We start from the raw sequence: 19308 nt of genomic DNA, 5'->3' as shown, positions 1-19308 counted from the left end.
CTGGGGAGTGGCCGTGGCACGGGCATGGGCGAGCGGCCCTCCCACCTCCGAACTTTCCCGTTGGACCCGGGCCTGGAGCGGCCGCGGGGCGCCATCTCCCCCTTCACCCTACTCCGCTGCGTCCGCCGGTGCCCACCCTGCCCCAGAACGCCCGAGGGGCCGGACCGCTCCGGCCCCTCGGGCTCTCCCGCGCCCCCCGCCCCGCGTCACTCCACCACGATCACGCCCTTCATGCCCTCGGGGACGTGCACGATGCACCAGTACTCGTACCGCCCCTTGCGAGTGAAGGTCAGGCTGAACCGCTTGGGGAGGCTCGCTGGCGCGGCCGGCGGGTAGAGGACGCCGGAGTTGGCGTAGCCGGTCCCGCTGTAGGTCTGGCTCCTGGTCGGCCGGGCCACCTTGGGGTTGAGCAGCAGCCGCGGCGGGCCCTGGGCCTGGGGCTGCGGCAGGACGAACTCCGGCGGCTGCTGGCCTCCCAGGAAGGTCACCGTGTGGATCTCAAAGTTGTCGGCCATCGTCCAGGTGACGGTGGTACCCACGCGGACCCGCAACGGCTGGGGGGTGAACCGCAGGATGGAGTAGCCCGCCCGGACGTCCCCGACCATGGGGACGGTCACGGTCCGCCCGGCGCGGGTCGGCCGGTACTTCGCCCAGGCGGCCTGGCCGGCGCGGATCGTGGCCGCCTGCTCGGCGCGGGCCTGCCGGAGCACCGCCTCCGGCGAGCCGGTGGCCCGCTCGCGCACGACCACCCGCCCCGACATGGCCGGACCGTGGAGGATGCACACGTACTCGTAGGTCCCGGCCTTGGTGAAGGTCAACTCGTAGGTGAAGGGCCGGGACGCCCCCGGACCCATCGGGGGCGTACCGGAGTTCCGGTAGCCCGTCCCGTCGTACGTGCGCGGGCCCACCGGGAAGAAAACCTCCGGGTTGAAGTAGGTCCGGCCGCCCTCGTGGACCTCGATGGCCGGCGGCCGCTGCCCGCTGGTGAACGCCACGTTGTGGAAGCCCTCGAACTGCCAGCGCACGGTGTCGCCCACGGCGACTTCGACCGTGCGCGGGAAGAAGGCGTTGGCCACGACCGCCCTGTCCTTCGTCCCCCCACCGGCGAGCACCGTCCAGGTTCGTGCACCGCCCTGCGTCGCCCGGGCCGCTGTGGACAGCGAGCCCACCAGCAGTACCAGGCTCACCACGATGAGCCATCGTCGCATTCCCACCACGCCTTTGGCGTCTGTTGATACCTCGTGTGCGCCACCTCGAACCCCATTCGGCCTCTTCAGGTATCGTGACAGCCACCCAACCGGCTGCCCGACCTCTCACCCCCTCCCGCCGACGACGACGGTGCCGTACATCCCCTGGAGGGGGTGGAGCAGGCACAGGTAGCGGTACGTCCCCGCCCGGCGGAAGAGGAAGGTGTAGCTCCCACCCGGGGCGAGGGTTTTCGAGTCCCAGACCCCGTCCAGGCTCGTGGCGGTATGCGGCACCTGCCCCCGGTTCACCCACCGCACCCGCTGGCCCGGACGGACGGTCAGCACCGCCGGGACGAAGTAGTTGTCCTTCGTCTCGACGACCTGCGCGTCGTCGCCGACCCCGACCGCCCGGCCGCCGTCGCTGCCCCCCACGCGGCCGCGGTCCACCACCCAGACGGCGAGGGCAAGGGCGAGCACACCCAGGGACACGACAAGGACCGGCAGAGCCCTTCGCACACCACGCGCTCTTCGATTGACGTCCTGGGGAACCTGTTGCGCCGCAGGGCCCAGCAGGTGCCTTCCCATCATACGCCCCGGGCGGCCAATCTCCTCCCTCGCCCGCTCCTGACGTCGCTCCCGCGCCGCCGATCCGACACCTCCCTCCGGCCCCTGAAGGTAGCGGCCGACCTTAGCACAATCCTTAGCACGGCCCTTTAGCGTGGACGGGGCAGCAGGGACGAGGAGCCAGCCGGGGCCGACCGCGAAACTCATCCCCGGCACCGGCATGCCGACGGGCGCCGTCAATCAGGCTGCACGGAGGTGATCTGGCGATGTGTGGACCCATCGTGATGGAGGCGGTGCAGCGGCAGGTAGACCGGCGCGGCTTCCTGCGGGCCGCCGGGACGGCCGTGGCCGCGGCCGCCGTCGCGCGCCTGGCCGCACCGGCCGAAGCCCTGGCGGCCCCGCGGACGCTGCGCATCACCCGCATGCAGGACCTCACCCACACCCTCAAGCCGACCTTCCCCACCTTCAGCGGCCAGCCTGCCCTGAAGGCCGACGTCGCCGTGACGGTAAAGAAGGACGGCTACTACGGGCTCAACCTCAGCTACTGGGAGCACGTGGGGACGCACATGGACGCCCCGGCCCACTTCGGTGAGGGGGCCCCGACGGTGGACCAGGTGGCGGTGGGCACGCTCTTCGCCCCGGTGGCCGTCGTGCACATCCACGAGCGGGCCGCCCGTGACCCCGACACGCGCCTGACGGTGGACGACCTCCGGGCCTGGGAGCGCCGCTACGGGCGGCTGCCCCGTGGGGCGGCGGTCTTCATGCACAGCGGGTGGGAGCGCCGCGCCGGCAGCGCGCAGGCCTTCCGCAACCCGGACGCGGCCGGGGTAATGCACTTCCCCGGCTTCCACCCGGACGCCGCCGCCTTCCTCCTGCACGAGCGCGACGTCGTGGGCATCGGCGTGGACACGCTCAGCCTGGACTTCGGGGCGTCGAAGGACTTCAAGACCCACACGACCTGGCTGCCGGCCGGGCGGTGGGGCCTGGAGAACCTGGCCAACCTCGCCGCCATCCCGCCGGCGGGGGCCTGGGTCTTCGTCGGGGCGCCCAAGGTCGTCGCCGGCTCGGGCGGGCCGACGCGGGTGGTGGCCATCTGGTAGATTGCTGTGTGGGGCGTCGTGGCCCGTCCACCAGTGACCACGCCATGGACGAGGGGACGATACCATGGACGAGGGGAGGAGAGGAATGTCGTTGCGGCTCGCCGCCGTCGTTGCCGTGCTGATCCTGCTGCTCGGAGGGAGCGCGCCCGGACCGGCCGGGGCACAGGCGTTTCGGGGGATCTCGCTCTCGACCCCGTACCCCAGCCAGACGGTGCGGGGAGACGAGCCCATCAGCCTGCCGCTCACCGTCCGCAATCACGGCCTGCCGCCGCAGACCGTGACGATCCGGGTGGAGCAGGCAGCGCCCGGCTGGAAGGCGACGATCCTCGGCGGAGGACGGCCCGTCGGGGCCGTGCACGTCCTGCCCGACGGTGAGGCCTCGCTCACTCTCCGGCTGGAGCCCCCGGCCCACGCGCGCGCCGGCACCTATCGCTTCCGCCTCGTCGCCCAGGGGGAGCGCGGTCAGGCGGTGCTGCTGCTGGCACTCACGCTGGGGCAGGTCTCGCCGGCGCGGCTGCGCCTGACGCCCGAGCTGCCCTCCCTCAGCGGCCCCGCCACAACCACCTTCCGCTACCGCGTCACGCTGGAGAACCAGAGCGCCCAGGACCTCCTGGTGAACCTGGAGGCCGAAGCGCCCCGCGCCTTCCAGGTGACGTTCCAGTCGGTGGGGCAGCAGGTGAGTAGCCTGCCGGTCAAGGCGGGGGAGTCGAAGGACCTCGACGTGGAGGTCTCCATGCCCCGGCGCACCCCGGCCGGACGCTACCAGGTACGGGTGCGGGCCGTGGCCGGCGACGCCCGGGCGGAGACGACGCTGGGCGTGGAGGTGACCGGCCGGCCCGACCTCTCCATCACCACCCCGGACGAGCGCCTCTCCGGACGGGCCACGGCGGGGCGCACGAACGCCATCAAGCTCGTGGTGAAGAACCAGGGCAGCGCCGTGGCGCGCAACGTCGAGCTCACCGCCAGCCCGCCCAGCGGGTGGGAGATCACCTTCGAGCCGGAGCGCATCGACCAGATCCCGCCGGACGGGGAACGCGAGGTGGTGATGAGCGTGCGCCCGGCCGCCAAGGCCGTCGCCGGTGACTACATGGTGACCCTCACCGCCAACACCGGTGGGGAGTCCAAGTCGGCGGACTTCCGCATCACGGTGTACACCTCCACCCTGTGGGGGCTCACCGGCATCCTCCTCGTGGCCGTGGCCCTCAGCGTGGTGGGGCTGGCCGTGGCTCGCTACGGGCGGCGGTGAGCCTCCGGCGGTGAGCACGCTACCTCACCCCGCTCCCGTCATCGAGGCGCGGGGGCTCAGCAAGCGTTACGGTGCGACGGTGGCGGTCGACCACCTCGACCTGGCCGTCCACGCCGGCGAGGTCTTCGGCATGCTCGGGCCCAACGGCTCGGGGAAGACGACGACGATCCTCATGCTCCTCGGGCTGACCGAGCCCACCGCCGGGGAGGCCCGCGTCCTCGGGCACGACCCGGTGCGGGAGCCGCTGGAGGTGAAGCGCCGGGTCGGCTACATGCCCGACTCGGTCGGCTTCTACGACGAGCTAACCGGTCGGGAGAACCTGCGCTACACCGCCCGCCTCAACGGCCTCCCCCGGGCGGAGGCCGAAGCGCGCATCGCCGAGGTGCTGGAGCGCATGGGCATCGCCGACGTCGCCGACCGACCGGTGGCCACCTACTCCCGCGGCATGCGCCAGCGCCTGGGATTGGCGGATGTCCTGCTCAAGCGCCCCCAGGTGGCCATCCTGGACGAGCCCACCATCGGCCTCGACCCGGAGGCCGCCCTGGAGTTCCTCGGCCTCATCCGCGGGCTGCGTGCGGACGGGATCACCATCCTCCTGAGCAGCCACCTCCTCCACCAGGTCCAGGCGGTCTGCGACCGGGTGGGCCTCTTCCACCGCGGCCGCATGGTGCTGGAGGGGCGGGTGGAGGAGCTCTCCGCCCGGGTCCTGGGGGGCGCCTACCGGGTGCGGCTGGCCACCGACGGCCCGGACCTGGAGGGCGTGCTGGCTCAGGTGCCCGGTGTCGTGCGCGTGCGCCGGGACGGGCCGGGCCGCTACCTCCTGGAGGCGCAGCGTGACTGCCGCGCCGAGGCCGCCCGCCGCGCGGTGGCCGCCGGGGCCCAGCTCCTGGAGCTGAGCCTGGAGCAACTGGGGCTCGACGAGGTCTACGCCCGCTACTTCGAGGAGGCCCGTGATGGCCGTCAGCACTGAGACCCCGCCCACCGTCGCCCCGCCCGTGGGGCGCCAGCGCGCCGGCTCCCCCTGGACAGGCCTCGGGGCGGTCGCCCTGAAGGAGCTGGCCGACCACCTCTCCAGCGTGCGGATGCAGCTGCTCGAGGGGCTGATGTTCCTCGTGGCGCTCGGGACGGTCTACTCCGCCATCCAGAACCTGCGCACCACCGTCGCCGAGGACCCTTTCCTCTTCCTCAAGCTCTTCACCGTGGCCCAGGAACCCCTCCCCTACTCCTTCGTCGCCTTCCTCGGCTTCCTCATCCCCCTCACCGCCATCGCGCTGGGCTTCGACGCGGTGAACGGCGAGCACAACCGCCGCACCCTCAGCCGCGTGCTGGCGCAGCCGATCTACCGGGACGCGCTGCTGTTCGGCAAGTTCCTGGCCGCGCTCGGCACCATCGCCCTGGTCGTGCTGGCGCTGTGGCTGCTTGTCACCGGGCTCGGCATCTTCCGCCTGGGCGTGGTACCGAGCGGTGAGGAGGTGGCCCGCGGCCTCCTCTACGTAGCGGCCACCGTCGCCTACGCCGGCATCTGGCTCGCGCTGGCGCAGCTCTGTTCGGTGACCTTCCGCCAGCCGGCCACGTCCGCCCTGGCCGCGATCGCGGTCTGGCTCTTCTTCGCCATCTTCTGGGACATCATCGCCGGGATCATCGCCTCGGTGCTCCGCCCGCCCCTCGACCCGCTCAGCGAGCTGGCCCACGCCCAGTGGCGGCTGTGGCTCTCCCGCCTCTCCCCCAACACCCTCTACGCCGAGGTGGTGGTCACGCTGCTCAACCCCGAAGTCCGCGCCCTGGGCCCCGTCCTCATCACCCAGCTCGAGCGGGCGCTGCTCGGCGCTCCCCTGCCGCTCGGCCAGAGCCTCCTCCTCTCCTGGCCGCAGTTCACCGGGCTGATCGCGGCGATGGTGCTCATCTTCGCGGCGACCTACGTGCAGTTCCAGCGGCAGGAGGTGCGAGCCTGACCGTCCCCTCTGCCTGACGTCCCCTCTGCCTGACCGTCCGCCGCCGCCCGGCCGTCGTCAGCCGTCGCCAGCATACCGAACGGAACTGGGTCCGGACCCAGTTGACGCACGAACGGCGTCAGGCGCGTACGAGCGGCCGCACACGCCCTCGGAGCGGCGGAACCTGCGCTCGGCCGACGACGTCTCCTACGCCAGGTGGCGGGTCAGGACCTGGCGCAGGGTGTCCAGGTCCGGCGCGACCGGCTCGGGCAGCGCGACGCCGCGCCGGAGGACGTCGGGGTCCTTGAGGCCGTGGCCGGTGAGGACGCAGACGACGAGGCTCCCGCGCGCCAGCCCGCTGACAGCCAGGCGCTCCACCCCCGCGTAGGCGGCGGCGGAGGCCGGTTCCACCAGCAGGCCTTCCTCCTCGGCCAAAGCGCGCTGCGCCTGCAGGATGGCCCCGTCGCTCACTGCGAGCACCTGCCCGCCGCTCTCGGCCACCGCCCGCCGCGCACCGTCCCAGCTGACGGGATGGCCGATCCGGATGGCGCTGGCCACCGTCTCCGGTTGCGGGACGGCCTCGCCCCGCACCAGGGGGGCGGCACCCTCGGCCTGCACGCCCACCATCCGCGGGAGCGTGGCGATACGGCCCGCCGCCTGAAAGGCCCGGAACCCCTGCCAGTAGGCGGTGATGTTCCCCGCGTTGCCCACCGGAAGGACGACGACGTCCGGGGCCCCCTCCAGGGCCTCGCAGAGCTCGAAGGCCGCTGTCTGCTGGCCCGCCAGCCGGTCGGGGTTGAGCGAGTTCACCACCGCAACGGCGAGCTCGGCGGCCAGGGCCCGCACGGCCGCCATCGCCGCGTCGAACCCCGCCTGCACCAGCACGAGGCGCGCCCCGTGCGCCGCGACCTGGGCCAGCTTGCCGACGGCGACCCCCTCGGCCGGCAGCAGGACCAGACAGGGCAGCCTCGCTCGGGCCGCGTAGGCGGCCGCCGAAGCGGCCGTATTTCCGGTGGAGGCGCAGAGGACTCCGCGGGCACCCCTTTCCAGCGCACGGGAGACAGCGACCGTCATCCCCCGGTCCTTGAAGGATCCGGTCGGGTTGGCGCCTTCCACTTTGAAGAAGAGGCGCAGGCCCAGATGCGGCCCCAGGCGGGTCGAGGGCACCAGCGGCGTATTCCCCTCCAGCAGCGTGATGACCGGGGTCCGGGATGAGACGGGGAGGAAGTCGCGGTAGGCTTCGATGACGCCCGGCCAGCCCATGGTGCTTCCCTTCGCCCGCCGACGCGGAAATCCCCGCAGAACGCGGAAGGGAGCGCCGCCGCCCCCTTCCCTCGCGCAGGTGCGACCTCCGGCCGGTGAGCGGGCGTGTGACCTCCGGCCGGTGAGCGGCCGGACGCTGGCCGGCCGGGCGCCTAGAGTCCCAGCAGCTTCATTCCCTGCAGCGCCGCCCATAGCGCGGCCACGCTGCCCACCGCCACCCCCACGGCCTTGAGTCCGAACTCGAGCTCCTCGCGCAGCGAGGCGGCGTCGGCCTGGACCTCGGACCGGGATCGTTCCAGCACGGCGTCACCCTCCCCTGGGACGCCTCCCGGTGGCCTCTTCGGCAGCCCGGCCATCTCGTGATGCGAGACCCGCGGCTTTGCGCGCTCGAATCGCTTCGAGGTTGCCCTTGTCGGAGGCTGGTCCCACCCTCCCTATGCCCGCTGGCCGAGGTCGCGTAGACGAGACCCCAGGCGCCGAGCTCATCAGCCGGGGAAGCCGTGTCTCCCGTAGAGCCTGACGAAGTAGGCCAGCGTGATCTCGCGGCGCTTCACCAACCCCTCGGGCGTGCGCTCGAAGAGGGTGACTACCTCGTCGCCGCCCGAGCCAATGGGCTGCACCAGCCGCCCACCGAGGGCCAGCTGTTCGGCGAGGGGCTGGGGCACACGGGGGAAGGCGGCCGAGACCAGGATCGCCTCGAAGGGCGCCTCCCCAGGCAGTCCCTCGGTACCGTCGCCGACGATTACCACGGCGTTGCGGATACCCTGGCGCGCCAGGTTCGCCCGGGCAGTGGCGGCGATGTCGGGCCAGCGCTCCACGCTCCACACCATGCGGCTGAGCCGGGCCAGCAGCGCGGTCTGGAAGCCATACCCGGTCCCGATCTCCAGGACTTTCTCTGACCCGGTGAGCTGGAGCGCCTCGATCATCCTGGCGATCAGGGAGGGCTGGGTGGTGACCTGGCCGTGCGGGATGGGCAGCGGCTGGTCGGTGTAGGCGAGGTGGACCAGTTCCGGAGGGACGAACGCGGCCCGCGGGATCTCCCTGAAGGCCTGGAGTAGCGCCGTGTCGCGCACCCCTTCGGCCGTGAGCACCCGAACAAGATCTTCGGGCGTGCCGGTCACGCCTCAAGCGTACCGGGTGCGCACTGGTCGGGGCGCCCGGATTCGAACCGGGGACCTTCTGCTCCCAAAGCAGACGCGCTTCCAGGCTGCGCTACGCCCCGACCCCGCCGCGAGTATAGCACGACCGCCGCGGCACGGAGGGGAGCGGACCGGAGGCGGGAGGCGCATCCGGGCCCGGCAAGGCCGACGGCGCTAGTACGCCAGGCGCCAGCGGACGCCGAGGACGCGCGCCAGGACCGTCAGCGTGAACGGGTGCGGGTGCGCGACCGGCACGACCGCCGTCCACGCTGGCGGGCGGAGCCGCACCACCCGCCCGTCGCGCGGCGCCGGCAGCCCGGCGTCCCGTCCGAGCACTGTCCAGCGCACCTCCACCTCCACGCCGGTGATGCGCGCGTAGGCCGGGCAGTGGGGCACGACCCGGAGCGTGATCGCCCGCCGGAACTCACCGCGCGGTAACGCCTCAGGCTCGGACACCTCCGTCCGCACCTGGACGCAGTAGACCATCGCCTCCTCCTCCCACGCCCGATACGCCGTCGGTGGGAGATGCCGGCGGACGGCCGGCGACGCCCACGATGACGGCGGGCCCTGCGCTTCCACGTGCAGCGCGTAGCCGCGGACGACCCTCCGGCCTAGGTCGACGGTGAACGCGGCCTCGCCCCCCGATGGGAGCCGGGCCGCGACCGCCACCCGCAGGGGGGCCGGGAGGTCAGGCAGCGCGCCACCACCGGCGGCGCTGCGCCACGTCTCGCTCGGGCCACCACCCCACGCGGGGGCAGGGCGTCCTCGAGGCGTGACCACGACGACGACCTCGGACGCCGGCTGGGCCCCCAGGTTGCGCACCGTTCCCCGGAGGCGGATGGTCTGGCCCACCTCCTCGCGCAGGTTCACCACCGCGAGCTCGAGACCGCAGCGCGTGCCCACCGGGGGTCCGGTGGGTGGAGGGTCCAGCGACCCAGCCGTCGCCACCGCGATCGACGAGTCCGGGGTGGACGCCGGGGCCGGCGCCGAGACGAGCCCGGGCTGGCCGGGGGCCAGCGCCGGTCCAGAGGGAGGGGCCACTCCACCGAGGACCAGTACCAGGCCCGAGACGAACCCGAGCACGCACAGGACCGGCGCCGGCACCCCTCGGGTCCGTCGCGCACCCGCCACGCAGGCCTTGCCTCCGCGGCCGGCCCTGTCTGCCGCGCCGACGCGCGTGTGGACGCCCGTCAGGAAACTCACATCCCAGAGATCGGCAAGGGACGCTGAGATTTCGGGGGTGAACGGAGCCAGCGCTGTCCTCGGACGCTGTCGCCGAGGGGCGGCTTGGTCGTTCTTCAGGTCGTCCCTGCGGTGGCCATCGCCGCCAGGAACTCGGCCTCGGCACGGCGCGCTCGCTGCGCCAGGCCGGTCGCGCGCGTCTTGGCCGCGGCCCGCTCCAGAGGATCTCCCACCTGTTCGAGGTGGACCAGGGCCACCTGCACCGCCGCGTCCGCCGCCGCCCGTGCGAGCGCGATCCCGCCGACCAGTCCGGCCAGCGCGGCCGGTGGCCGTGCGGTGAGGCGGCCGTAGGCCTGGAGCGCCAGGTCGATCGTCCGGGCGGCCCCTTCAGCGGTCTGCAGGAGCGTCTCGACGCTCCCCGGCGCGGCGGCCAGCTGCTCGAAGCGGCGGCGCTCCTCCTCGACCCGGCCCGCCAGCGCGGGTAACTCTCCCTCCGGCCCGGGCCGTTCGCCCCGCCGGCGCCCCTCGGCCTCCTGGACCGGGCCCACTGCCCGAATCCCCATGGCGACGAGCGCCGCGGCGAGTGCTGCCGCGACGGCCGTCGCACTCTCCGCTCCCGGCGCTCCGGGCGGAGTGGCCAGGGCCTCCAGGTAGGCACGCAACGGGAGGTCCACCGTCACATCAGGACTTTACCCTGCGGGTGCCGAACTCTCTGGTGGCCCATGCCCACCGACCTTCAGGCCCTCCTCGACGCCGTCATCGACGCCTTCCTGGCCTTCTATCCGGCCTATGCCGCCGGGTTGGGGCTGCACCAGCACGACGGCCAGCCCGGCGACCTCTCCCCGGAAGCCGTGGACGCCCGGGTGCGGGACCTCCGCACCTTCGACCGCCGGCTGGCGGAGGTCGCCCTGGACGCCCTGAGCCCGCAGCAGCGTCATGAGCTGGCGCTGGTCCACGCCGCCGTGCGCTACGAGCTCTTCGAGTGGACGGAGTGGCGGCAGCACACCTCCAGCCCCATCGTGGCCAGCTACCCGCTGGACGTGACCCTCTACCTCAAGCGCGACTACGCCCCGCTTGCCGAGCGCGTGCGCGCGCTCACCCGTCACCTGGAGGGGGTGGGGCCGTACCTGGAGGGGGCGCGTCGCCACCTCACCGAGCCCGTGCCCCGACCACACCTGGAGACCGCGCGGGAGATCTACCGCGGCCACCTCGCCTTCTTCGAGGAGACGGTGCCGACCGCGGTGCGGGACGTCCCCGAGGAGGTGCGCGGGGCCTGCCTGCGCGCCGCCGCCTCTGCCGCCGCGGCCGTCCGGCGGTTCCTGGCGTGGCTCGACGAGGTGGCCGCGCCGCGGGCGGTGGACGCCTTCGCCATCGGCGAGACCACCTACCGCCGCATGCTCGAGACCGGAGAGCTGCTCGACCTGCCCCTCGACCGCCTGGTGGCGGTCGGGGAAGCGGAGCTGGAGCGGCTCAGCGAGGCGGTGGCGCGCACCGCTGCCGAGCTCGACCCGCACGCCACGCCGCACGAGGTGCTGCGCCGGCTGGCCCGGGACCACCCGCCGGAGGCGGAGCTGCTGGAGGCCACGCGCCGCACCCTGGAGGAGCTGCGGGCTTTCCTGGCGGCGCGGGGGATCGTCACGCTCCCGGACGCCCACCCGCGCGTGGAGGAAACGCCGCCCTTCGCCCGCTGGGCCTTCGCCATGATGGACACGGCGGGGCCCTTCGAGGAGCGGGCCACCGAGTCGTACTACTACGTCACGCCGCCCGACCCGGCCTGGCCGCCCGAGCAGCGGGAGGAGTGGCTCTCGGAGTTCGCCTACCATTCGCTGCGGGCCACGAGCATCCACGAGGCCTACCCCGGGCACTTCGTCCACTTCATGCACGTCCGCCGGATCCCCTCGCGCGCGCCCCGCATCTTCACCAGCTACGCCTTCGTCGAGGGGTGGGCCCACTACTGCGAGGAGATGATGGCCGAGGTCGGGGTGGATCCCGACCCGCGCTTCCGGCTGGGCGTGCTGACCGGAGCGCTCGTGCGGGTGGTCCGCTTCCTGGTCTCCATCGGCATGCACACCCGCGGGATGACCCTGGAGGAGGCCCGCCGCCTCTTTATGGAGCGCGCGTTCCTGGAGGCGCTGCCGGCGTCCAAGGAAGCGCAGCGCGGCACCTTCGACCCCGGGTACCTGTACTACACGCTGGGGAAGCTCGCGCTGCGCAAGCTGCGCGAGGACGTGCAGCGGGAGCAGGGGGCGGCCTTCTCGCTGCGTGCCTTCCACGACCGCCTGCTGGCGCTGGGCGCGCCGCCGCTGGCGCTGGCGCGCCGGGCGCTGCTGGCGCACGACGACGGCCGCCTCCTCTGAGGAGGGGGCCCGGGCGACGGTCGGAGCGCGCGGGCCGGAGCGTATGCCCTGCGGGACGCGACGTGCTGAGACCAGAGCCCGCCCGAGGTGGGACGGATGGAGTTCGGCGTGCAGATCGAGCCGCAGTTCGGGTTCACCTACGAGGCGGTCACCACCATCGCCCGGGAGGCGGAGCAGGCCGGCTACACCCACCTGTGGGTGACCGACCACTTCTTCCTCACCCCCGCCGAGCCGGACCGCCCGTGCCTGGAGGCCTGGACGCTGCTGGCCGCCCTCTCCCAGCGCACCACCCGGGTGCGCCTGGGGCCGCTGGTCACCGCCCAGTCCTACCGCCAGCCCAGCCTGCTGGCGGAGATGGCGGCCACCGTGGACGTCATGAGCGGCGGCCGGCTGGAGTTCGGGATCGGCACCGGGTGGAAAGAGGCGGAGTACCTGGCCTATGGCTACCCGTTCCCGCCGGCGCCGGTGCGGGTGGAGCAACTGCAGGACGCGCTGGAGATCGTGCGGGCGATGTGGACGCAGGAGCGCGCCACAGTCCGCGGCCGCCACTACCAGGTGTAGTCGAAGCGCTGGTGGACGAGCTGCTGCGGGGCCGGGGCCTGTCGCCGGAGGAGACGGCCCGCCGCCTGCGCGGGGGGACGGTGGGCACGCCGGACGCGGTGCGGGAGCGCCTTGCAGCCTACCAGGCGCTCGGCATCGCCCAGGTCATCTTCCTCTTCCCCTACGGACGGGAGTGGGAGATGCTGGGCCTGCTCGCCGAGGAAGTCCTGCCCGCCTTCACCACCGCCCGCGCCTAACCGGAGGCTTCGCCCCCGTCCGATCCTTCTCCATAGGCCGGAGCCGGAGCCGCCGGGGCAGGCGCCGCCGACCCCTGTGTGGACTCGCCGGCGGGTCGGGGGGCCGAAGCCCGGCCAGCGGCCGAAGCCCGGGCGGCCGGAGGCCGGGCCGGCGCGCCCGAGGGGGACGCCGCCGCAGGGGCCGGAGCGGTCCCCCCGCCGGCCGCCCGTGCCGCCGGCGCCGGCTTCGCCGCCGCCTCGCGCTGGAGTTCGGTCACCCGCGGGGGCCGCTCCTCCTCCCGGCCCAGGAAGTCCGCCGCCAGCTGGCGACGCAGGAAGGTCTTGATCTCCTCGATCCGCGCCGGCTCCCCGGCCATGGCCTGCTCCACGGCCTCCCGGTTGACCCGGTAGCTGACCAGGCGCTGCCCGTCCGAGAGCTGCACGAAGGGATGGTGCTTGGAGTCCTCCAGGACGAGGACTTTGACGTGCAGCCCCAGGTCGCGTACCACGGGCAGCGCGACGTGCTCGTACACCCAGCGCCGCTTCCCCTCCAGCGCCTGGCCCGGGCTGTCGATGGTGGAGGCCACGGTCTTGCCGGGCATGGGCGGCACCGGCGCGGGGCGCTTGCCGGTGGCGGCGGCCCGGCGCTTGGCGATCTGCTCGTTCACCTCGATGGCGAAGTCGACCAGGGCGGCCAGGAACATGAAGGCGTAGATGATGAACACGGCCAGGGTGAGCGACCAGTAGCGCAGGAAGCCGCTGAGGTCCACGTCCGCCTCCTCTCGATCCCGGCCGGGCAGGGCCACCGGCCGGCCGACGCCCGCCGCGGTGGCCTCACGCACGACGGGTGTCCCATCAGTACGCCATTGTAACATCGTCCTGACGGTCCTCCTGGCCGTTCAGACGACATCTCAAACCGCCCTCGTCTACGGAGGGCCGGCGGATCGCCGGTCGGATACCTCCAGCGGTTCTACGCGCTGGTCCGAGCGGAGCTCCGCCGGTTCCGCGGGCGCGGGTGGCGGGCATGGCCGGGTCCGGCGAGGTCCTGGTGTCCAGCACGGTCGGAGACCTGGTCTCGAGCTCAGGCATCGCCTTCGAGGAGCGGCTGTTCACCGACCTCCGCGTTTGAACGACCGCCGTCAGCCCCCGGCCGGCCGGGCCGCCCGGCCCGCAGCCACCTGCTCTCTGATCCAGCCGGGGGCCCGCACGGGCACAAGCAGCGGGATGAGGGGCACAGCTCTGTAGAGGCTATATCTGTAGAAGCCATAGAGGCTATAATGGAAAATTAGTCTGTGCAGTGGACCGCGACGCCACGCGGGCTCGATCCGGTGTCGCAGGAAGGGGGCTCGAGCATGCCTCGGCCCATCTGGAAAGGCTACCTGACCTTCGGGCTGGTCACCATCCCGGTGAAGCTCTACACAGCGGAGGATCCCAAGGACCTCCACTTCCGCCTGCTCCACAAGACCTGTGGGACCCCTATTCAGAACCGCCGCTGGTGCCCCTACCACGAAGCCATCGTCCCCTACGAGGACATCGTGCGGGGTTACGAGTACGCGCGCGGCAAGTTCGTCACCCTCACCGACGAGGAGCTGGAGCGGGTGCCCCTCGAGACCGCCCAGACGGTGAACATCGCCGAGTTCGTCAACCTGGAGGAGATCGACCCCATCTTCTACGAGAAGTCCTACTACCTGGCCCCGGGCGACGGCGGCGCCAAAGCCTACGTCCTGCTGCAGGAGGCCCTGCGCGAGGCCAACAAGGTGGCGGTGGGCAAGGTGGTGCTGCGGGAGAAGGAGCACCTCGTGGTCGTCCGCCCCTACCGCGACGGGCTCGTCCTGTCGATCCTCTTCTACGCCGACGAGATCCGCAAGATGGAGGACCTGGAGGAGTTCCCGGTCCAGGCGAAGGTCCATCCCAACGAGCGCAAGATGGCCGTCCAGCTCATCGAGGGCATGACCGACGCGTTCACTCCGGAGGAGTACCGGGACGAGTACCGCGAGAAGCTGCTGGCCCTCATCAAGGCGAAGGTCGAGGGCGAGGCCGTGGTCGTCCCCGAGGCGCCCAAGCCGGAGAAGGTGGTCGACCTGATGGAGGCGCTGCGGCGCAGCCTGGAGCTGGCGCGCAAGGAGAAGGAGAAGCCGGGACCGGCGCGGCGGGGAGCGTCCCGGGCCCAGGCCGCCGCGGCCATGCGGGAGCGGCACCGCTAGCGCCCGCTCCGGGGCTCCGGGCAGGCCGCCTCCGGGACTCCGGGCTCCGGGCAGACCGGCGCGCCGTCTGGGGGGCGCGCCGGTCGTCTCACCGTCGGGTCAGCCTCCCCCCTACCCCCACCGGTCCTCCCGGACCTGACGGGCGATGGCGTCGCGCAGGAGCGCCACCCCCTGCACGTCCTGCTCCTCCACCCCGTCTCCATCGACATGGCGCTCACCTCGCCAGAGGAGGTTACCCGCCGCCCGCGTCACGGAAACGGCGGCGGAAAGGTCCGGCGGGGTCCTGTCGAAATACTCCCGCAACGTCAGGCGCCCACGGGTGCGTGGCGTGATGCCTTCCAGGGCTCCCGAGGAGGGATCTCCCATGGCCCAGACGCGACGTGCCCGGGGTGGCGCCCACTCGCCGCTCCTGGCGGCCCTCCGCCGTGCCGTACGCCTGGCCGCGGCATCCGACCGGCCGGGGGCTCCTCCCGTCGACGAGCTGCCGGAGCTGGCCCGCGAGGGCCTCACCCGCCGCCGCTTCCTGCGGTCGGCCGCAGCGACGGCCGCCCTGCTCGGGGCCGGCGCCGCCGCGGGGCCGCTCGCCCCTGCCCTCCTCGGCGCGCCACGCCGCACCGACGTCCGCGTGGTCATCGTGGGCGCCGGCATCGCCGGCCTGACCGCCGCCTACCACCTCCGCCGGGCGGGGGTGCAGGCCCAGGTCTACGAGGCGGCCGGGCGGACCGGCGGGCGGATGTTCTCGCGGCGGGACGTGCTGGCCCCGGGGCTCGTCACCGAGTTCGGCGGAGAGTTCATCAACAGCGACCACACCGACCTGCTCGCCCTCGTCCGGGCCTTCGGGCTGGAGCTGATGGACATGGAGGGCCCGGGCGAAGCGGCGCTGCGCGACGCCTACGTCTTCGACGGCCGGCACCGCCGGGAGGCGGAGGTGATCGAGGCCTTCCGCCCCCTGGCCCGGCGCATCGCCGCCGACGCCGACCGCCTCCCCGACGAGATCGACTTCCGGCAGAGCCGCAGCCCGGAGGCGGCAACGGCCGTAGCGCTGGACCGCCTGTCGCTCGCCGAGTACCTGGGCCGCATCGGCGCGACCGGATGGATCCGGGAGCTCCTCGAGGTGGCCTACGTCACCGAGTTCGGCCTCGATGCCGGGGAGCAGTCGGCGCTCAACTTCATCGACATGATCGGCACCGACCTGCGCGAGGGGTTCAAGATCGTGGGCGACAGCGACGAGCGGTACAAGGTACGCGGGGGCAACCAGCAGGTGGTGGACACCCTGGCGCGCCGGCTGGCGGCGCAGGTCCACCTCAGCCACCGGCTCGTGGCGGTCCGCCCCCGCGGGCGCGGCTTCACCCTGACCTTCGAGCGCCGGGGTGCGGGACTGGTGGAGGTGCGCGCCGACCTGGCGGTGCTGGCGATCCCCTTCACCGTGCTGCGCGAGGTCGATCTGGGCGTGGACCTGCCGGCGTGGAAGTGGCGGACGATCCGGGAGCTGGGCTACGGGACCAACGCGAAGCTGATGTTCGGGCTCCTGGAGCGGCCCTGGCGCCGGCAGGGATACTCGGGAGCGGCCTACAGCGACGAGGGCTTCCAGCTGTGCTGGGACAACAGCCGGGGGCAGCCCGGCCCGGTGGGTGGGGTGACGCTCTTCTCCGGGGGGACGCCAGGGCTGGCGGTGGGGCGTGGCACGGTCGAGGCGCAGGAGGTCCGCCTGCTGCCGGGGGTGGAGCGCGTCTTCCCGGGGACCGTCCGGGCGCGCACGGGCCGCGGCGCGCGCTGGCACTGGCCCACCTACCCCTTCACGAAGGGCTCCTACGCCTGCTGGAAGCCCGGGCAGTGGACGAGCGTGCGGGGCGCCGAGCGCCTCCCCGTCGGGAACCTCTTCTTCGCAGGCGAGCACTGCAGCCTGGACTTCCAGGGATTCATGAACGGCGGGGCCGAGACGGGCCGAATGGCGGCCCAGGCGGTGCTCCGCCGCGTAGGGGTGCGTCCTTGAGGGCACTTCCCGGTCTTCCCGCGGCACCGTGGGCGCGAGGGCTACCGGTCGCCGGGAGCGGTTGCGCGAGCGTCTCGCCAGGAGGACGGCCGCGGGACGGGGAAAAGGCCACCTCGGGAGTCTGTCTCACTCCGACCGTGAGCGTCCGGGAAGCACTGGAGGCGTGACCATGGACGACCAGGATCTCCGTGAAGAAGGTCTCTACCTGCAGGCCCGGCGGGAGGAGCGGGTGTGGCAGGAGAGCCGACAGCGCGGCATCTCCCGCCGCCGGCTGCTGCAGGTGCTGGCCGCCGGCACGGCCGCGACCGCCCTCGCCGGCGTGGCCGGCGGGCGGGGACGGACCCGTGCCGCCCCCGCTCCGGCTGAGCTGGTCGTGAAGCCCACCCCGCCGGAGTGGTTCTACGACTTCGGCAGCAACAAGGAGATGCGCTGGGAGAACCTCTACGGCCGCGGCTACCTCGTCCCCAACGAGCTGTTCTTCATCCGCAACCACACCCGCACGCCGCGCATCGACGTGGCCACGTGGCGCCTCAGGGTGGAAGGCTCGGGTGTCGCCCGCCCGCTCGAGCTCACCTATGACGACATCCTGGCCATGCCGGCGGTCTCGGTCATCCGCTACATCGAGTGCGCGGGCAACGGGCGCAGCTTCTTCGAGGCCACGTACGGCCGGCGGGCCTCCGGGACGCAGTGGCGCCTCGGGGCCGTCGGCGTGGCGGAGTGGACCGGGGTGCCGCTGCGCGAGGTCCTGGACCGGGCCGGCCTGAAGCGCACCGCCCGGGACGTGATGCCGGAGGGCCTCGACGAGCTGCGGGTGCGGCGGCCGATGTCCATCGCCAAGGCGCTCGAGGAGGACACGCTGCTGGTCTACGCGATGAACGGCCAGCCCCTGCCCCCCGACCACGGGTTCCCGGTGCGCGTCCTCGTGCCCGGCTGGATCGGGATCGCGAACATCAAGTGGGTGGGGCGCATCGAGGTTTCCGAGCAACCGCTCTACTCCGCCTGGAACACGGACAGCTACGTCATGATCGGCCCGGACTACCAGCCCCAGCCCCCGGCTCGCGGCCCCATTCTCACGCTGCAGAACCTGAAGAGCGCCTTCGAGCTCCCCTGGGAGGGAGAGGTCGCGGCGGGGCGGCGTCTCGTCCGCGGACGCTCCTGGTCGCCCGTGGGACGCATCGCCCGGGTGGAGTACAGCCTCGACCGCGGCATCACGTGGCACCAGGCCCAGCTACGCGAGCCCAACATCGCCCGGGCCTGGGCCCGCTGGGACTTCGTCTGGGAGGCCCGGCCGGGGACCTACAGCCTGCGGGTGCGGGCCACGGACGAGCGCGGCAACACCCAGCCGGCCATCGTCCCCTTCAACGAACAGGGCTACCTGTTCAACGCGGTGATCGGCCATCCCCTCACGGTGAGGTGATGACTCGAGGCGGTCGCGCCGTTGGGGCGGGCCTGGCCCTGAGTGTCGCCCTGGCGGCTTCCCTTCCTGCACGTAGCCCATCGCAGGTCGCCGCCGCCCCCTCCCAGGTCGTCGAAGTGCGCGCGCGCGAGTTCGCCTTCGAGCCCAAAGAGCTCACGGTGCGGCCGGGCGAGACCACCTTCGTGGTCCGCAATGTCGGCTCCATCGAGCACAACTTCGTCATCCAGGACGGGGCGCGGCGCACCGTCGGCGAGATCGCGGTGATCCCGCCGGGCACCGCCGAGGAGGTGCGGGTAATCCTGCGGGCCGGGACCTTCCAGATGGTCTGTACCCTGCCGGGCCACAAGGACGCCGGGATGGTGGGGACGCTCAAGGTCGCGCCGTAGCGGGTCGTGGCCCGCCTCTACGCCGGGACGTCGGGGTTCAGCTATCCGGAGTGGCGCGGGGACTTCTACCCGCCGGACCTGCCGGCGGCGCGCATGCTCCACCACTACAGCCGCCGCCTGCCCACCGTCGAGCTGAACCACACCTTCTACCGCTTCCCCTCCATCCACCAGGTGGAGGCGTGGCGCGAGGCCACCCCGCCGGGGTTTCGCTTCGCGCTGAAAGCCCACCGCGTCATCACCCACCAGAGGCGCCTGCGCGACGTCGAGGCGCCGCTGCGGCTCCTGCTCGAGCGGGTCGACCCTCTCCGGGACCGGCGGGGGCCGCTGCTCTTCCAGCTCCCGCCGAGCCTGCGGCGCGACGTGGGCTTGCTGCGCGACTTCCTCCACCTGCTGCCGCCGGGGCCGCGCACAGTGGAGGTGCGCCACCCCTCCTGGCACGACGACGCTGTCTACGCGCTGCTGGAGGAGCACGCCACGCCGCTGGCGGTGATGGAGTCGGACGAGGACGAGCCGGTGCTGCGCTTCCTCGGCCCCTTCGCCTACCTGCGCCTGCACCGCTCGAC

At 72.9% G+C, this 19308-nt stretch carries 21 protein-coding genes, 1 tRNA gene and 1 riboswitch; of the genes, 12 read left to right on the top strand and 10 right to left on the bottom strand.

The genetic code is table 11. The annotated features are described in order from the left end of the window. Positions 1-206: 206 nt before the first annotated feature. A complete protein-coding gene (locus tag RB146_09710) occupies positions 207-1208 on the bottom strand; it encodes a plastocyanin/azurin family copper-binding protein (GenBank protein ID MDQ7829253.1) in 1002 nt (333 codons plus the stop codon). A 105-nt stretch (positions 1209-1313) separates the two neighbouring features. Next, positions 1314-1676: a cupredoxin domain-containing protein gene (locus RB146_09705; protein MDQ7829252.1), complete on the bottom strand. Its 363-nt coding sequence runs from the start codon at positions 1674-1676 to the stop codon at positions 1314-1316. Between the two features lie 341 nt (positions 1677-2017). On the opposite strand from RB146_09705, the gene RB146_09700 reads away from it, so the two are divergent. The 4 genes from RB146_09700 (at position 2018) to RB146_09685 (ending at position 6049) form a co-directional block, all read left to right on the top strand. Then, on the top strand, positions 2018-2851 hold the full coding sequence (locus tag RB146_09700; protein ID MDQ7829251.1) for a cyclase family protein: 834 nt from the start codon (positions 2018-2020) through the stop codon (positions 2849-2851). Between the two features lie 85 nt (positions 2852-2936). Further along, the gene (locus RB146_09695; GenBank protein MDQ7829250.1) at positions 2937-4097 is read left to right on the top strand and encodes an NEW3 domain-containing protein; all 1161 of its coding nucleotides are present in this window, start codon (positions 2937-2939) and stop codon (positions 4095-4097) included. A gap of 10 nt (positions 4098-4107) precedes the next feature. Beyond that, positions 4108-5067, top strand: a complete 960-nt coding sequence (locus RB146_09690; protein ID MDQ7829249.1) for an ABC transporter ATP-binding protein — start codon at positions 4108-4110, stop codon at positions 5065-5067. Next, positions 5051-6049: an ABC transporter permease gene (locus RB146_09685; protein ID MDQ7829248.1), complete on the top strand. Its 999-nt coding sequence runs from the start codon at positions 5051-5053 to the stop codon at positions 6047-6049. Before RB146_09690 ends, RB146_09685 begins: the two co-directional genes overlap by 17 nt. A 186-nt stretch (positions 6050-6235) precedes the next feature. On the opposite strand, the gene thrC is transcribed toward RB146_09685, so the two are convergent. The 6 genes from thrC to RB146_09655 all read right to left on the bottom strand — a co-directional run bounded on the left by thrC (position 6236) and on the right by RB146_09655 (position 10286). Continuing rightward, the gene (gene thrC, locus RB146_09680) at positions 6236-7291 is read right to left on the bottom strand and encodes a threonine synthase (protein MDQ7829247.1); all 1056 of its coding nucleotides are present in this window, start codon (positions 7289-7291) and stop codon (positions 6236-6238) included. A gap of 152 nt (positions 7292-7443) precedes the next feature. After that, on the bottom strand, positions 7444-7593 hold the full coding sequence (locus RB146_09675) for a hypothetical protein (GenBank protein MDQ7829246.1): 150 nt from the start codon (positions 7591-7593) through the stop codon (positions 7444-7446). Positions 7594-7630: 37 nt separating this feature from the next. Continuing rightward, a riboswitch (cyclic di-GMP riboswitch) is annotated at positions 7631-7709 on the bottom strand. Positions 7710-7776: 67 nt separating this feature from the next. Beyond that, complete coding sequence (locus tag RB146_09670; protein MDQ7829245.1) at positions 7777-8412, bottom strand: protein-L-isoaspartate(D-aspartate) O-methyltransferase; 636 nt, start codon at positions 8410-8412, stop codon at positions 7777-7779. Between the two features lie 24 nt (positions 8413-8436). Beyond that, positions 8437-8513, bottom strand: a tRNA-Pro gene (locus tag RB146_09665). A 91-nt stretch (positions 8514-8604) separates the two neighbouring features. Next, positions 8605-9534 carry a hypothetical protein gene (locus RB146_09660; protein ID MDQ7829244.1) on the bottom strand — a complete coding sequence of 310 codons (930 nt, stop codon included), beginning with the start codon at positions 9532-9534 and terminating at the stop codon, positions 8605-8607. Between the two features lie 194 nt (positions 9535-9728). Continuing rightward, positions 9729-10286 (bottom strand): hypothetical protein, encoded by a 558-nt coding sequence (locus RB146_09655; GenBank protein ID MDQ7829243.1) that lies wholly within the window; start codon positions 10284-10286, stop codon positions 9729-9731. A 48-nt stretch (positions 10287-10334) separates the two neighbouring features. On the opposite strand from RB146_09655, the gene RB146_09650 reads away from it, so the two are divergent. From RB146_09650 to RB146_09640, 3 genes are all read left to right on the top strand, one after another. Beyond that, positions 10335-11969, top strand: a complete 1635-nt coding sequence (locus RB146_09650) for a DUF885 domain-containing protein (GenBank protein ID MDQ7829242.1) — start codon at positions 10335-10337, stop codon at positions 11967-11969. 96 nt (positions 11970-12065) lie between these two features. Continuing rightward, the gene (locus tag RB146_09645) at positions 12066-12530 is read left to right on the top strand and encodes an LLM class flavin-dependent oxidoreductase (protein MDQ7829241.1); all 465 of its coding nucleotides are present in this window, start codon (positions 12066-12068) and stop codon (positions 12528-12530) included. Between the two features lie 11 nt (positions 12531-12541). After that, positions 12542-12766 carry a hypothetical protein gene (locus RB146_09640; GenBank protein MDQ7829240.1) on the top strand — a complete coding sequence of 75 codons (225 nt, stop codon included), beginning with the start codon at positions 12542-12544 and terminating at the stop codon, positions 12764-12766. Here the strand turns inward: RB146_09640 and RB146_09635 are convergent. Then, the gene (locus tag RB146_09635; protein MDQ7829239.1) at positions 12763-13587 is read right to left on the bottom strand and encodes a hypothetical protein; all 825 of its coding nucleotides are present in this window, start codon (positions 13585-13587) and stop codon (positions 12763-12765) included. The two genes, RB146_09640 and RB146_09635, sit on opposite strands and share 4 nt — an antisense overlap. Positions 13588-14097: 510 nt before the next feature. Here RB146_09635 and RB146_09630 point away from each other — a divergent pair. After that, complete coding sequence (locus tag RB146_09630; protein ID MDQ7829238.1) at positions 14098-14949, top strand: Ku protein; 852 nt, start codon at positions 14098-14100, stop codon at positions 14947-14949. A 111-nt stretch (positions 14950-15060) separates the two neighbouring features. On the opposite strand, the gene RB146_09625 is transcribed toward RB146_09630, so the two are convergent. Beyond that, positions 15061-15201, bottom strand: coding sequence for a hypothetical protein (locus RB146_09625; protein MDQ7829237.1), 141 nt, complete (start codon positions 15199-15201; stop codon positions 15061-15063). A 112-nt stretch (positions 15202-15313) separates the two neighbouring features. On the opposite strand from RB146_09625, the gene RB146_09620 reads away from it, so the two are divergent. The 4 genes from RB146_09620 to RB146_09605 form a co-directional block, all read left to right on the top strand. Then, positions 15314-16942: an NAD(P)/FAD-dependent oxidoreductase gene (locus RB146_09620; protein MDQ7829236.1), complete on the top strand. Its 1629-nt coding sequence runs from the start codon at positions 15314-15316 to the stop codon at positions 16940-16942. Between the two features lie 169 nt (positions 16943-17111). Beyond that, on the top strand, positions 17112-18359 hold the full coding sequence (locus RB146_09615; protein ID MDQ7829235.1) for a sulfite oxidase: 1248 nt from the start codon (positions 17112-17114) through the stop codon (positions 18357-18359). Next, positions 18359-18745: a plastocyanin/azurin family copper-binding protein gene (locus tag RB146_09610; GenBank protein ID MDQ7829234.1), complete on the top strand. Its 387-nt coding sequence runs from the start codon at positions 18359-18361 to the stop codon at positions 18743-18745. Before RB146_09615 ends, RB146_09610 begins: the two co-directional genes overlap by 1 nt. Before the next feature lie 6 nt (positions 18746-18751). Beyond that, on the top strand, positions 18752-19308 hold a 557-nt coding region (locus RB146_09605; GenBank protein MDQ7829233.1), incomplete at its 3' end, for a DUF72 domain-containing protein.

Source organism: Armatimonadota bacterium, assembly GCA_031081585.1.
GTDB lineage: Bacteria > Sysuimicrobiota > Sysuimicrobiia > Sysuimicrobiales > Humicultoraceae > Geohabitans > Geohabitans tengchongensis.
The sequence above is the reverse complement of the archived record's forward strand: the minus strand, read 5'-3'. Positions and strand labels throughout refer to the sequence as shown.

Bases quoted from the DNA above. Each gene is read 5' to 3' on its own strand.
- RB146_09650 (MDQ7829242.1), top strand. From the start codon at position 10,335: ATGCCCACCGACCTTCAGGCCCTCCTCGACGCCGTCATCGACGCCTTC.
- RB146_09685 (MDQ7829248.1), top strand. From the start codon at position 5,051: ATGGCCGTCAGCACTGAGACCCCGCCCACCGTCGCCCCGCCCGTGGGG.
- RB146_09645 (MDQ7829241.1), top strand. From the start codon at position 12,066: ATGGAGTTCGGCGTGCAGATCGAGCCGCAGTTCGGGTTCACCTACGAG.
- RB146_09615 (MDQ7829235.1), top strand. From the start codon at position 17,112: ATGGACGACCAGGATCTCCGTGAAGAAGGTCTCTACCTGCAGGCCCGG.
- RB146_09695 (MDQ7829250.1), top strand. From the start codon at position 2,937: ATGTCGTTGCGGCTCGCCGCCGTCGTTGCCGTGCTGATCCTGCTGCTC.
- RB146_09710 (MDQ7829253.1), bottom strand. From the start codon at position 1,208: ATGCGACGATGGCTCATCGTGGTGAGCCTGGTACTGCTGGTGGGCTCG.
- RB146_09620 (MDQ7829236.1), top strand. From the start codon at position 15,314: ATGGCCCAGACGCGACGTGCCCGGGGTGGCGCCCACTCGCCGCTCCTG.
- RB146_09700 (MDQ7829251.1), top strand. From the start codon at position 2,018: ATGTGTGGACCCATCGTGATGGAGGCGGTGCAGCGGCAGGTAGACCGG.
- RB146_09610 (MDQ7829234.1), top strand. From the start codon at position 18,359: ATGACTCGAGGCGGTCGCGCCGTTGGGGCGGGCCTGGCCCTGAGTGTC.
- RB146_09630 (MDQ7829238.1), top strand. From the start codon at position 14,098: ATGCCTCGGCCCATCTGGAAAGGCTACCTGACCTTCGGGCTGGTCACC.
- thrC (MDQ7829247.1), bottom strand. From the start codon at position 7,291: ATGGGCTGGCCGGGCGTCATCGAAGCCTACCGCGACTTCCTCCCCGTC.